Annotated in this window: 10 protein-coding genes; 5 read left to right on the top strand and 5 right to left on the bottom strand. The window is 57.4% G+C overall.

All coding sequences use genetic code 11. The features are described from left to right. Positions 1 to 70: 70 nt before the first annotated feature. Together JX360_RS06470 and JX360_RS06465 are read right to left on the bottom strand one after the other, a co-directional pair. Positions 71 to 1192, bottom strand: a complete 1122-nt coding sequence (locus tag JX360_RS06470; protein WP_244349829.1) for a glycosyltransferase family 9 protein — start codon at positions 1190 to 1192, stop codon at positions 71 to 73. A gap of 89 nt (positions 1193 to 1281) precedes the next feature. Next, positions 1282 to 2208, bottom strand: a complete 927-nt coding sequence (locus tag JX360_RS06465; RefSeq protein ID WP_244349828.1) for a hypothetical protein — start codon at positions 2206 to 2208, stop codon at positions 1282 to 1284. A gap of 397 nt (positions 2209 to 2605) precedes the next feature. Between JX360_RS06465 and JX360_RS06460 the strand changes: the two genes are divergently transcribed. Beyond that, positions 2606 to 3886 carry a DUF4912 domain-containing protein gene (locus JX360_RS06460; protein ID WP_244349827.1) on the top strand — a complete coding sequence of 427 codons (1281 nt, stop codon included), beginning with the start codon at positions 2606 to 2608 and terminating at the stop codon, positions 3884 to 3886. Positions 3887 to 4206: 320 nt separating this feature from the next. On the opposite strand, the gene JX360_RS06455 is transcribed toward JX360_RS06460, so the two are convergent. Beyond that, positions 4207 to 5244, bottom strand: a complete 1038-nt coding sequence (locus JX360_RS06455; RefSeq protein ID WP_244349826.1) for an anthranilate phosphoribosyltransferase family protein — start codon at positions 5242 to 5244, stop codon at positions 4207 to 4209. A 26-nt stretch (positions 5245 to 5270) separates the two neighbouring features. Beyond that, positions 5271 to 6215, bottom strand: a complete 945-nt coding sequence (locus tag JX360_RS06450) for a LysR family transcriptional regulator (protein WP_244349825.1) — start codon at positions 6213 to 6215, stop codon at positions 5271 to 5273. Positions 6216 to 6346: 131 nt separating this feature from the next. Between JX360_RS06450 and JX360_RS06445 the strand changes: the two genes are divergently transcribed. From JX360_RS06445 to JX360_RS06430, 4 genes are all read left to right on the top strand, one after another. After that, complete coding sequence (locus tag JX360_RS06445) at positions 6347 to 7465, top strand: serine hydrolase domain-containing protein (protein ID WP_244349824.1); 1119 nt, start codon at positions 6347 to 6349, stop codon at positions 7463 to 7465. Positions 7466 to 7566: 101 nt separating this feature from the next. Further along, the gene (locus tag JX360_RS06440) at positions 7567 to 9468 is read left to right on the top strand and encodes an ABC transporter permease (RefSeq protein WP_244349823.1); all 1902 of its coding nucleotides are present in this window, start codon (positions 7567 to 7569) and stop codon (positions 9466 to 9468) included. Between the two features lie 24 nt (positions 9469 to 9492). Continuing rightward, a complete protein-coding gene (locus JX360_RS06435) occupies positions 9493 to 10416 on the top strand; it encodes an ABC transporter permease (protein ID WP_244349822.1) in 924 nt (307 codons plus the stop codon). Positions 10417 to 10673: 257 nt separating this feature from the next. Then, on the top strand, positions 10674 to 11855 hold the full coding sequence (locus JX360_RS06430; RefSeq protein ID WP_244349821.1) for an EAL domain-containing protein: 1182 nt from the start codon (positions 10674 to 10676) through the stop codon (positions 11853 to 11855). Here JX360_RS06430 and JX360_RS06425 read toward each other — a convergent pair. After that, a complete protein-coding gene (locus JX360_RS06425) occupies positions 11817 to 13028 on the bottom strand; it encodes an MFS transporter (protein ID WP_244349820.1) in 1212 nt (403 codons plus the stop codon). The two genes, JX360_RS06430 and JX360_RS06425, sit on opposite strands and share 39 nt — an antisense overlap. Positions 13029 to 13243: the final 215 nt, after the last annotated feature.

Genomic DNA, 13243 nt, shown 5'->3' with positions numbered 1-13243 from the left:
TAGCCTAAGGGGATCCCTATTGGACTGGACTGTGCTCCTCCGCAAAAAACAGATACAAAAGATACTGAGTTCAGGATTTCTGCAGGATCTCCTGCAAGTAGCGAATCACGGTTTCGGGGGGGAGATGGGCCATGCAGGGGTGTCCTTCCACCAGGCAGCCTTCGTTCTTAAATTTGTTCTCCAGGCAGAGCCGACATTTGTACGTTGTTTGGGTAATGTACACGTGGGGCATGCGAGGTGCCCACAGCCGGACTGGGCTAGCCCCGTCTCCGTCGGCATCGTTGCCAAACAAAGCAATGGTCGGACAACCCACCGCCGCCGCGATGTGCATCGGGCCAGCATCTACAGAAATGCACACCTTAGCTCGTTTCAGTGCCCCCGCCAGCTCAATCAGAGAGGTTTTGCCCCGCAGGTCGATCATCCCGGTCTGGGCCAGTAGGTCATCCTCGCTACTGCCCGCATGATAGAGCGCGCGCTGCACATCCGGGGCACTGCCGATCAAGCCCACCTGCAACCCCTGTCCCTCACACCACTCGATCACCTGTTTCCAGTAATCCAGCCGCCACATTTTGGCGCTGCGGGTGGTGGTGATGTGAACCAAGACATCGGGCACCGCAAAGTCGGGATCCCGACTGGGCAGCTCCAAGCGGAAAAAATCCGTCTCGACATAGGCCAGACGACAAAAAATCTCGGCGATGTAGTTGCTGGTGAGCAGATCTCGGTAGCGGTGCAAAAACTCGGGGCTGTTCCAGTTGTCCTCCTGAAGCATCCGTTGCACAGGATCGGATCCCGCTTCCAGCTTGCGCCGGAAGTCCAAGGTTAGGCCCGCGCCCGCAATGTACTGCGGTCGGAGCGCCGTCACTGCCACCAGGTTCAATTCGCTAAATTCATCGCAATTCACCGCCAGATCATAGGGGCCTGCTTGGGTCACCCGTTCCCGTACCGCTGTGGTCAGGGCCTCCAGATAATCAGGGCGGCGATTGTAGAGCGGAAAACTAAAGTCGATGTAGGGGCAGTGGATTTCAAAGTCGTGGGTGATTTCGCTGCCGAAAAAATCCAGCACACAACCGGGGTATTTCTCCTTGAGGCCCCGCAGCAACGGAATCGTGACGACGAAGTTCCCCACTTTGGTGGAGGAAAACACAGCGATATGAGGACGTTCTCGCAAAGGCTGATCAGCGAACCGTTGCATGGGGAAAGCATCACGAGAGTAAGGACAGCCGTTAGGCTAACATCATCCGCCCTTTTGCTTGTTCCTGTGCTTTTAAGGATCCCAGACCCTCAAGGCAAGCTGGCCTGATTGGCATCCCAAATCACCACCACCGCAAAGTTATTCAAGAATCCATCCACCTCGTTCATCTGGCGCAGGCTAAAGGCATCTTCAGCCGTGATCACCAAGTCATAGCCAAGAGTGCGAACGGCACGAATGAGATGGGGGCGTTCCCCAATGCGATTCACCAGCGAGCGGGCCTGCTCTTCAGAAGTGGCATAGGCGGCAGTGCCCTCGCTGCCCACAAAGGCCGCATTCAGGTCTTGGCTGAGATTGACAGGGGTATACACCTGGTTGCCATCGGGGTCGAACAGGCGCATCGACTGGCTGGGGAGGAAATCTAGGCCACGGGCATCCACAATCAGCCCTGTGGTTTGTGGCCCCCGCTGTTGGGCCCCCGCTTCTAACCCTGTTCCCCCACCTGGCCCTTGGCCGGAACCAACCCCCGCCCCTGGACTGGAGCCGCGCACACCACTCTGACCGGTACCGGGGCCAGTCACCTCTCCCTGCCGGGATCCCGACCCACTACCCCCGGGGCTGGTGCCAAATTGTTGTAACAGATCCAAATTAAAGACAGGGCCTTCCGCCAGCTCCGCATCCGGTGGCTCTACGGGATCCACCACTGCATCGGATCCCACCACACGCCAAGGGGCTTCTTCCGAGGGCGTCAGCGGGACGGAGTTCTGAATGGGTTGTGAGATGGGTTGCTCGACAACAGGCTCCACTGCTGGCGAAGCGGCTGGCAGGGATCCCCCTTGCAGGCGGTCAATGACTCGGGGTGTGGGGGCAGTACTGGGAAACAAGGCTTGCGCATGAGCCGTTCCGCTCAAGTTAGTGGGCCAGAGGCCATTTCCTGTTGCGGCGGCAAAACCCAACGCCAAACTTGCTGAAAAAAACCGGCCAATGTTGACGGTTATTTGCCGATTCCATCCCTGCATCCGCGCACCTCACTTTGCCACTCACTCTCCCCCATCCTACTGACCCAACACTTATCTGGCAGGGGATCCCGCGCAATCCAACCCTCCGAGAGATGCAGCCGTGGATCCTCAATCCTTACATCAGATTGACCTTTTAACGAGACAAAACCTGATTTGATCCCGAGTGATCCCCAAGCTCTTGACCCTCAGACAAAAATACGTAAACATAAGTTCATTATTTCTTTGATCCCCGTTGATCCCCAACCTCCGGTTATCAGCGGCTGGAGAGCGAAAAAGTAGGCCATTCACGTCAGCGAGCCGGGGGCCATACTTGGCTCAAGCGGGTATTGGCCTTTCCCAAAGAGAAGCTTGAATGTTCGCACAACGCCCGATTTGTTGAGGACAGGAGACCCCGACCATGCCACAAGAGCGGATCCCACTAGAGGAAATGACCATCCGGCAGTTGCGAGAAGAAGCAGCTCGGTACGAAATTCCCAAATACAGCCGCATGACCAAGGATCAGCTGGTGCTCGCTATCCGAGAGGCACAGGCTATTCGAAGTGGTCGTCCCACCGATGCAATGCCTGAGCCTAGAGGACAAGAACCTGTGAGTGGAGCAAAATTTAATAGCCAAACCGATACCAAGCTGCACCTAGCAGATGTAGACCAAGCTCTAGGAGATTTACCCGGTGGCTATGGGGAGAGCCGCATTGTGCTGCTGCCGCGGGATCCCCAGTGGGCTTATACCTATTGGGATGTTCCCAACGATGCTAAAGAAAGCAAGCGCCGGGAAGGGGGCCAGCAGTTGGCTTTGCGCCTTTACGATGTCACGGACATTGATTTCAACTACCAACCCGCCCACAGTATGCAGGAATATCCCTGTGATGAATTGGCGCGGGAATGGTACCTGCCGATCCCGGTAAGCGATCGTTCCTACATTGTGGAAATTGGTTACCGAGCTGGAGATGGCCGTTGGTTGGTCTTGGCCCGCTCTGCTGCTGTGGCGGTGCCCCCGGTTTATCCCTCCGACTGGTTTGAGGAGCAATTCCTGACGGTGCCCTTCGATATGGCCCTGCAAGGTCGCACCCTGTATCAACTCAATGAACCCTACAAGCGCAGTGCGACTGGTCTGGGTGTCGTGGCCTACAAAGGCAATGAACCTCAGCAAGGAACGGTCAGTGATCGCTTCTTTGAGATGGTGGGTGGCTTTGAATCAATGCGGGTGGCCGGATCCCTGTTTGGTAGCCATCAGATGGGTAGCCGCCAGATGTTGCCGGAAGAAACCCTCAGCTCGTTTGTCATTCCGTCTGGGGTGGGCATGATGTCGATGTCCATGTCAGAGGTGCCTGCTGCTCCCTGGATGGCCTCCGGCTCGGGCTTGGGCCTGTTCTCCGGGGCTTCTGAGGTGATGCCGCAGCGCTCCCGCAAGTTCTGGTTGGTGGCGGATGCGGAGTTGATCGTTTACGGGGCTACTGAACCCGATGCGACGGTCACCATTGGTGGGCGGCAGATCCAGCTGAACCCAGACGGTACTTTCCGCTTCCACATGGCTTTCCCGGATGGCAATATCGACTTCCCCATCTTTGCTGTAGCTGTGGATGGCGAACAAAACCGGGAGATTCACCTTACCTTTGACCGTAGGACACTGTCTCGCCGCACCAATACCAAGGAAGAGGCCGTGGAGGAGCTGCTGCCCTAATGCCTTCTAGTTCTTGTTAGAGTTCCATTGGCTCTCCCAAGGAGGGCCTTTTTTACTTCAGTTTTTTGCTTCAAAAATATAGGTCTGGGATCCCAGTCTGGAATCTCTTTTGGAAGGGGCGATAAAGAAAGGGATCCCGCCCCAAGATCCCTCTCCCTGTTGAGCCCCCGATTCCGGTGCTGCCTCTCCCTCTGCCAAAAACAGATGACGTTCAATGGCAGGGCATCTTCAATGTTTGTGTAGCTTTGCGTAGCACTTATGCTACAGGTTGTGCAGTGCCTCCATCAGGGGATTTTCCAGGCAGGGATCCCTTTGGGCCCCTAGAGGTAGGAAGGTTGGACGAGGTGAGTCAATTGCCGCACCTTGTCCATCACCCGCCCAGAGCAGAACAATTCCCGAGCCAGTTGGATCCCCTCTTCGAGGGATGGGGCATGGCCGAGGTGCCAGAGGTAGCTACCTCCATTCCACAGCGCGGCAGGAGTCAGTTCGCAGGGTTGGCCCGCCAACATGTGCTGCATCTGCCGGATCAGATCCTCCGGGCTGCCCAAGGGGATTTCTGAGCCAGCCAGGGCGTAATCGTGGGCTTTCAAGAGCAGTCTTTTTCCGGCATGGTTGAGAATGGCTGTCCGATCCCGCGGTAGATCACAACTGCCCTCCAGCCCTTTGACAGTGGTAAAGGTAGGGATCCCGCGCAGGGCAAAAAGCTGTACCATCGTCGCCTCGGTGGGGGGATGCACATACCCAGCAATCAGGTGAAAAGGGCCGTCATAGGGAGCCCAAACCAGCTCAAGGGTAGCCAGAGGAGGGCGCTTGCCAATTTGATCCCGATAGTCCATCAGGGCTTGGGCTTGGGGAAAGCAATCGGGCAAATATAAGAACCCCAAGCCGGTTTGTTCCAACAGTTGGCCCACCCGTTCCAAGGACAAACCCCGCCATTCCACGCCTAACCCCCGCCAGAGGGCTTCTAGGGGCAGCCCATACTTGGTGGGACACAGCCCCGAACCATGCAACAAGACGGCTGATCCCGCTGTGGCCAGTAGTAACGCCACCAAAACCCCTACCGGAGCGGTGCGGGAGCGTCCATCATAGGGGTGCCCAAAGATGATCAATGGGCCTGGCAGATCCCGTTTCGGCAGGAGTGGCCCATATTCTTCGTAGGCATCGAGCATGCCCGCCAATTCTTCTGCTGTGGGGCGTTTGATACGATGGGCAATTAAAAAGGCACCGATCTGGGCCGGTGTTGCCTCACCCGTCAGGAGTAAGCGGGTAGCGGTGGCCGCTTCGGCACGGGTGAGATCTTTGTGGGTATGGGTGCCACTGCCGATTTTTTTTAACAGTTCCCGAAATTCATGGCTCATAGAGAAGCTCATAGAGACAGTGACTGTTACAAAGTCTGCAACAGCTTAGCGGATAGATGGGGTGACGTTGCCTCTGCTGTCGAGCGGATCAACTGGGCGGCCAACTGCAAAAAACGCTGAATCGGCGGGATCCGGTAACGGTCGGTGGTGGTGACCATGACCACTTTCCGCTCCAACAGGGGTGCTTCTGTGGGTCTGACCTGCAACTCTGCATCGGCGTAACAATCCACCAGTGCCGATTGGGGCAACAAGGCGATCAACTGTCCCTGCCGCACGACACCGCGAAAGGCATCGAGGGTATTCAGCTCCAAAGCGGCTTTCAAAGTCAGACCCTGTGCAGCCAAATGGGATCCCACCAAAGAGCGCATCGCGTAGCCATCCTTAAACACCGCCTGCGGATACTCCGCCAACACCGACCAAGGGATCCGTTCGTATTGACTGAGGGGATGGGTGGCGGTCATCAACACCTGAATCGGCTCAGAATACAGCGGCTCCACCACCAGTTCTCCGCCACGGGTCAGGAGCGGGTTATCCATCACCAACGCCAAATCCACCAGGCCATCTTTCAAGACCTTCAAAGCGCGGTCACTACCCAAGGCTGTCACCCGTAACTGCACCTCCGGGTATTCCCGACAAAACTGTTGCAGCACCGGCGGCAACTGATGGGCAATCAGGGAATGGATCCCGGCAATACACAATTCCGTTTGTTTGCCCTGCAGCAATTCCGAAATACTCTCCTGGGCCCGTTGCCACTCTTGACACATCCGGCGAGCATGAGGCAACAATCGCTCCCCTGCCACTGTGAGCACCACCGGACTTTTGCGATGCAACAAGAGGGTACCCACTTCTTCTTCTAAGGCTTGGATTTGGCGGCTAATGGCCGATTGGGTCAAGCCACTGACACGGGCGGTAGCCAAAAAACTGCCCGTTTCCACCACTTTCAAGAAGGTCTGCAACAGCTCAATGCGCACCGGGGATCCTCTTGCGGCCAAAACCCATTTCGTGGTGGCATCCTATCTAGGGAATTCATAGGCTTTTGTAGGCGCTGTTACAAGACCCAGAAGCCAGACACCAACCCAATACAAACGGGAGATGGCAGCCGGTGCCCTGGGATCCCACACCCCTAGAAACTCTGATCCATTCTGCGATACCGGGACTTTTTCCAGCAGCGCAAGTGGCGATTCGGCAGGGGGGGAAACTCCTGTTTGCCCGTGCTTTTGGATGCCTGGATCCGGGGGCCGACAGGCAACCTGTGCAGCTGGAGACCTGTTTTGATTTGGCCTCCCTCACCAAGCTCTACACCGCCACCGCCTGCATGGCCCTGGTGGAAACTGGGGCGTTGCAACTGGATCAGCCGGTCAGCCGGCTTTTGCCGGAGCTACAAGGATCCCGCCCCCTACACCCTTATGAGGATCCGTTGCAACCGGGGAAATGGATTGACCTAGAGCCGGAGACTGGGATCCCGATTGGGGTGGATCAGGTGAGCTGGCGGCAGTTGCTTACCCACACGTCCGGCTTACCCGCCTGGCGCCCTTTATTTCGAGAGCCGGATGCGGCATCGGCCCGTCAGATGGCCTTGCACACTTTCTTTTCCTACAGGCCAGGATCCCGTGTGGTGTATAGCGACATCGGCTTCATCCTATTGGGGTTGGGTCTAGAACGCTTGCTGGGCAAAAGTCTGGATTTGATTTTGCAAGGGCAGGTGTTGCAACCCCTGGGTCTCCGTCACACCCGGTTTTACCCAGGGGATCCCTGGAATCCCCCCGTCCCCCCCCCTCCCTGTGCCCCAACCGAGTGGTGTCTCTGGCGACAGCGCCGCCTCTGCGGGCAAGTTCACGATGAAAATGCCGCTCGTCTGGGTGGTATTGCCCCCCATGCCGGGTTGTTTGCGACTGCGCTGGAGGTGGCTGCCTTTGGGGAAAGTTTTTTGCGGGGATCCCTGCTGCAACCGGAAACCGTGGCTGAAATGACCCGCGAGCAGGTGGAAGGTCGGGGCTTGGGGTTTGCCTTACGCTCTTCGGATCCCTTGGCCAGTAGTTACCCCTTTAGCCCAGCCGCCTTTGGTCATACGGGGTTTACTGGAACATCCCTGTGGATTGATCCGCAGCGGCAGCTGGTGGTGGCGCTGCTTACCAATGCCGTTTACCACGGTCGGCAGGACAATGGGTTTCAGGCCTTTCGGGTGGCGGCGCATCAGGCCATTCTAAAAGGGCTTTCGTGAACCGGTGGCAGTGGAAGAGGCATGAACTGGGTAGCTGCGAAGAGAACCGGTTGCTATTGTTATCGGGATCCCTTCTCTTTGCTCCTTACGCATCTCCGCCTATGCTGCTGTTGCTGGCCAATCTGATCGCTGTTTTGCTGTTTTTGCTCTGCCCCTGGTGGGTCCTGAAACGGGAGTTTGGTGGAGCAGGGGTGCTGGCGGGAACCTTTGGCCTGCTCGATCCTCAGAATTTGGGGATCCCGGATACGTTGGCGGTGGGTTGGATCCCGGGGTTCAGTTGGGCTTGGGTGCTGTTGGCGCTAGGCTCCAGTTTGGCTCTGTTGATCCGGGAGCGGCAGTTGCGGGCCCGTTGGCTGTACAGCTTGGGAATAGCTGGGCTGCTGCTGTTTGGGCTGGGGTTGCTGCGCTTTTATGGGGCAATCGGGGCGGTGAATGGGGTGGCCTTGGCGGAAGGGATCCTGCCGGCTCGCTTGCCGTTGCGACGGTTTAGCCCTTCCTTGGCCAGTTATGCCAGCTTGGCCTATGCCCTGCTGCTGTTGCTGTTGGGGCGGCTGCAACTGCCGGGGGGAAAAGCCTTTTTGGTGCGGCGGCGGCAGATTGTGGTACCTCTCAGTGCATTGGGGTTGGCGGTGGCTGTCGGAGCGCTGGTGGTGTGGATGTTGCGTCCTGGCTTAGGGGCCTCGCCAGATCTCACCCCTTTCCTGAACTTGACCACCAAGTTGGATTTGATCACCTACACGTTTCAGTTGTTGTTTAGCCCCCTCACCCATTGGTCCGGGTTGTTCCAGAGTTTGCTCTTAGCTACTCCTTTGATTTTTACGGGGTTGGCAGTGGCCTTCGGCTTTCAGGCGGGCTTGTTCAATATCGGCGCTCCTGGGCAACTGACGATGGGAGCCATTGCCACGATGCTGGTGGGGGTGTACGTGCCGGGGCCAGGTTGGTTGACGTTGCCCCTGTCAATTTTGGCGGCGGCGGCGGGTGGGGCTTTTTGGGGCGGGATCCCCGGTTGGTTGAAGGCCCGTTTTGGCACCCACGAGGTGATCAACACGATCATGATGAATTACATCGCCGCCTCGATCTTTTTGTTCTTAATTTCCGCCAACCAGTACCGTTTCTTTGGGTATCCGGTCACGTTGCCCTTCAAAGCCCCTGGCCCAGAAGCCCGCAGCTATGAAATTCGCCCCGAGTCGCGGATCCCGACCCTGTTGGAGTTGCTGGGATTACAGGGATCCGGTGCGGGAGAACTGTCCTGGGCTTGGCCCCTGGCTCTGGTGGCGGGAGTGGGGGTTTACCTGCTCTGGAAAGGTGTATCGATTCAAAAGCGGCTGATTGCATCCCTGGGGGCGGGGGTGCTGGGCTATCTGCTGGGGGGAATCCTACCCGGTTGGCCGGTGGAAGTTCCGGCAGGGTTGGCGGCCATCCGCTTGAATGGGGCATTTCTAATTGCCCTCTTGGCGGTGGCAGTGGTGAATGTTTACCTGTGGCGGACGATTGAGGGCTATGAGCTGCGGGCCATGGGCCTTTCCCCGAAAGCGGCGGAGTATGCCGGGGTGAACTTGGGTCAGAAGCGGATCTTGGCCATGGCCGTTTCTGGCGCGTTGGCGGGGTTGGCGGCGACCCACTATGTGTTGGGAGCGGGCATTGAGGAATATCGCCTTAAACAGTCTCTGCCTGCCAATGTTGGTTTTGATGGGATTGCCGTGGCCTTGATGGGACAAAACTCACCGCTGGGGATTACCCTCACCGCCCTTTTGTTCGGGGTGCTGTTGACGGGGGGGCTGCAACTGAATTTGGAACTGGGCATCAGTCGGGAATTGGTCACGACGTTACAAGCCTTGATCGTCTTGTTCATTGCTGCCGGCGGACTGTTGCCCACCTATTTTACGGATCCCTTACAAGCGGCGCAGGTGGAAATGGATGCGCAAAGGGCTATGACCTCACCTGTAGAAAAAGAAGGGATCCCGGAGTCTAACCCCCCTTCCGCCCCCCAACCGCAATCTTGACCTCCCTCTGAGCAGAAGACCCCCATGTCTATCCCTTTCTTAGCCCTGATTCCCGCCACGCTTCGCTCCACTACCCCGCTCTTGCTCACGGCCTTAGGAGGCATGTACTCCGAACGCAGCGGTGTGGTCAATATCGCTCTGGAAGGGATTATGCTGTTTGGGGCATTGGCGGCAGCGGTGACCACCCAACAACTGGAGGCTCCCATCCTGGCGCAAACTCCGGCGGCACAGGTGGCTTGGATCCCTTGGGTGGGGCTGCTGGCGGGGGCCTTGGGGGGCGTGGCGATTGCCTTTGTCCATGCTTTGGTGTGCATTCACTACAAAGCCGATCAAATTGTCAGCGGCACTGCCATTAACCTGTTGGCCCTGAGCGTTCCCTCACTGGTGCTGCAATCTTTCTACGGCAACACCACCAACTCCCAGGAAGTGGTGAATCGGTTGCCACTGTGGAATGGTTTTAGCCCCTTGGTGTATCTGGCCTTTGCCTTGGTGCCGGTGTCTTGGTGGTTGTTGTTCAAAACCCCTTGGGGCCTGCGGCTACGGGCAGTCGGGGAACACCCTCAGGCTGCCGATACGGTGGGGGTGGATATTCTGCGCATGCGCTATGGGGCGGTGATGCTCTCCGGTCTGCTGGGGGGCTTGGCGGGAGCTTATCTCTCGATTGGCTTTTTGAACCAATTTGTCCGCAATATGTCGGCGGGAAAGGGTTTTATCTCTCTAGCCGCCATGATCTTTGGCAAATGGCACCCTCTGGGCATTCTGGGTTCTACCCTGCTGTTTGGGGCCACCGATGCCCTGGCCATTCAACTGCAGGGGGGGGATGTGATGCCGCCGGTTTTGATTCAGGCTTTGCCCTTTGTGTTGACCATGTTGGTGCTCTCGGGAATGTTGAGTCGGATTCGTCAGGCCCGCCCACCGGCAGCCCTGGGCAAGGCTTACAGCAAGTAATGCTTTGGCTCTGGGATCCCTGGGGATCAGCGGGGATGCTGAGCGGTTCAGGGTTTGGCCTGCCGATCGCGTCAGCGGGAGATCATCCTTGATGTAATTCACTTGATGTAATTCATCTGGAATGTCCTCAACTGGCCTACACTTTTTGACTGCAAATTTTACCGATGGACTTTTCTCCGAAATTTCCCCCGGTGCATTAAGACATCCTGGTAAAATGAGATACATAACTTGAGCGTGAGTCTCTCAGCAGTCTTCCTATGCCCTGTTCCGCCTGTGAAACTCTGCCAACCCTACCGCAAGGGCGGGGACGGTTGTTTCTTTGGGTGCCGATCCCCCATAGCCACAGTAAACTGCTGCATGCTCTAACTGCACAGCCGATAGAGGCCCAAACGCTTGCACAGTCAGATGTCCAAGCCTTGGAGGATCTGGGATTGGCCATCTCCATTGCGGAGGGCAGTCTTAAATCCACGTTGGAACGCATTGCCGGGATCCTAGCTCGCGAAGAAATGCACTCCAGTCGCGCCTTGTTTTTGCCGGGGGATGTGGAGCCACGCTGGCAGGATTGTGGGCGGGTGGAGCCGTTGACGCAGTTGTTACACCGTGCCCATGCGGAGCTTCTATTGCAGGTTTTGGCAGAGAATCGACTCACCAGCCATTTTCAGCCGATTGTCTGTGCTCGGGATCCCAAACAGGTGGTGGCTCATGAAGCCCTGGTGCGGGGGACTGATGGTGATGGGAATTGGATCAGCCCCGGCCCATTGTTTGAGATGGCACGGGAGGCTCACCTGCTCTACCAGTTGGATTTGGCTGCCCGTCGCTCCGCCATTCAAGCCGCAACCCTACAGAAGTTAGAGGGGGATCTGTTCATTAACTTCAACCCCACCGCCATTTACGATCCCGCCTTTTGTCTGCGCTCCACCGTTTGGGCCATCCATCGGGCCGGGATCCCGCCGGAGCGGGTGGTGTTTGAGGTGAATGAATCGGATCGCAGCCAAGATATCCGCCATTTACCGCCATTTACAGGAGATCTTGCAGTTTTATCGGCAGGCGGGCTTTCGTATGGCCCTGGACGATCTCGGCTCTGGCTATGCTTCCTTGAACTTGATCCATCAATTACACCCGGACTTGATCAAGCTGGATATGCAGTTGATCCAGGGGGTGGATCGGGATCCCTACAAGGCCGCCATCGCCCAAAAGATCCTAGAACTGGCGCAAAGCTTGGGGATCACCACCGTTGCAGAAGGAGTCGAAACCCCGGCAGAGTTGCAATGGGTTCAAGAGCATGGCGTAGATCTGGTGCAAGGGTTTTTGATCGGCAAACCCGCTGCAGTTCCCGTCCGTACTACTGCCCGAGAAGATGCGGGGATCCCTTGCACCGCCGCTCGCTCACATCCCTAGCCTCATCCTCGGAGCTGGGATCCTGGAGAAGACAGCAATAGGGCCACCAGAATGACCGCCCCCAACCCTTGTGCTGCCACAGAGAAGATCACCAAGCTGCGCAAGGACAGATCGTAGAGAAGGCCCATGAGGGTGCTGCCCAAGAACCAAGCCAACCCGTAGCCACTGGTAAACAGGCCAAAGGCCACCCCTCGGCATTCTGGAGGCACCATACCCGCTACAGCCGCTTTCATGATCGACTCCTGTGCTCCCATGCCAATCCCCCACAGCACCATGCCCAGCACCGTCAGGTCGTAGCGCCCAGAAAAAGCCAGAGGCGCAAAGCCACAGGCCAACAACACCGCCCCCAACAAGCTCCACAGACCGACCCGATCAAACAGCCGCCCACAGATCAGGGCCGCCACCGCGTCCACCCCCATCGCCAGAGCATACAGCAGGGGGATCCCTATCCCTACTCCCGCGCTCCCCTGCCCATTCACCTGCTGCAGATGCAAAGCAATCAAGGGGAAATCCGCAAAGCCCATCGCCACACAGCCAGCAGAAAGCAGGTAAATCCAAAACAGTCCTGGCAGCCCTTTGGCTGTGGCCTCCGGCCCACTGACGGGAACGGCAGACGGGGGATCCGGTTCAAAAGCTCTCGGGTTGGGATAAAGCTGTTGCCCCAGCAGCAAGACCCCTAACCCGATCAAGGCCGGGATCCCGAGTACCAGAAACCCACTGCGAAACCCTTGCCCAGCCCAGAGCATCGCCACCACCAACAGCGGTCCCCCTACGGCCCCAATTTGATCCATGGCCTCGTGCAGCCCAAACCCAAAGCCTCGGCCCACCTGCATAGCGGCATGAGAAAGCAACACATCACGCGGGGGCGTGCGGATCCCTTTGCCCGTTCGTTCTGCCAACAGCAGCAAAGCCGCCAGGGGCCATTGGGCCACCCCAGCCAGAGCAGGGATCACCAGTGTATTGATGACATAGCCCAGGGTGGTGAGCTGCCAGTAGCGCCCCGTGCGATCGCTCAAAACCCCAATCCCGAGGCGCAATCCGTAGGCCAACAACTCGCCGCCGCCAGCCACCAGGCCCACGACGGTGCCACTGGCCCCCAGGGATCCCAAAAAAGCACCCGAAATGCTGCGCGCCCCTTCATAAGTGGCATCCGCACACAAACTGACGATCCCCAACAGCAGAATAAAGCGCAGGGCACTGGGTGAATCAGGCATAGGAATCTCTTAGGTGACTCTAATCGCGTTGGGGTACATGGATTTTTGTAATTATCATAGAAACGTTTAATGCATTGCCACGCTCTTTCAGCCGAGACTTGACGGGCTTGAGAGTTAAGTTTCTTCACCCATTCATACTCTTTTGCCAAAACCCCGCAGAGGGTTGACAGGTCATATTGCCCACACCATGATTATTCACCTGGTGCCGAATACAA

It is taken from the genome of Thermostichus vulcanus str. 'Rupite' (assembly GCF_022848905.1).
Classification (GTDB): Bacteria; Cyanobacteriota; Cyanobacteriia; order Thermostichales; family Thermostichaceae; genus Thermostichus; species Thermostichus vulcanus_A.
Note: the sequence above shows the minus strand (reverse complement) of the source record. Positions and strands in the feature narration are given on the sequence as shown.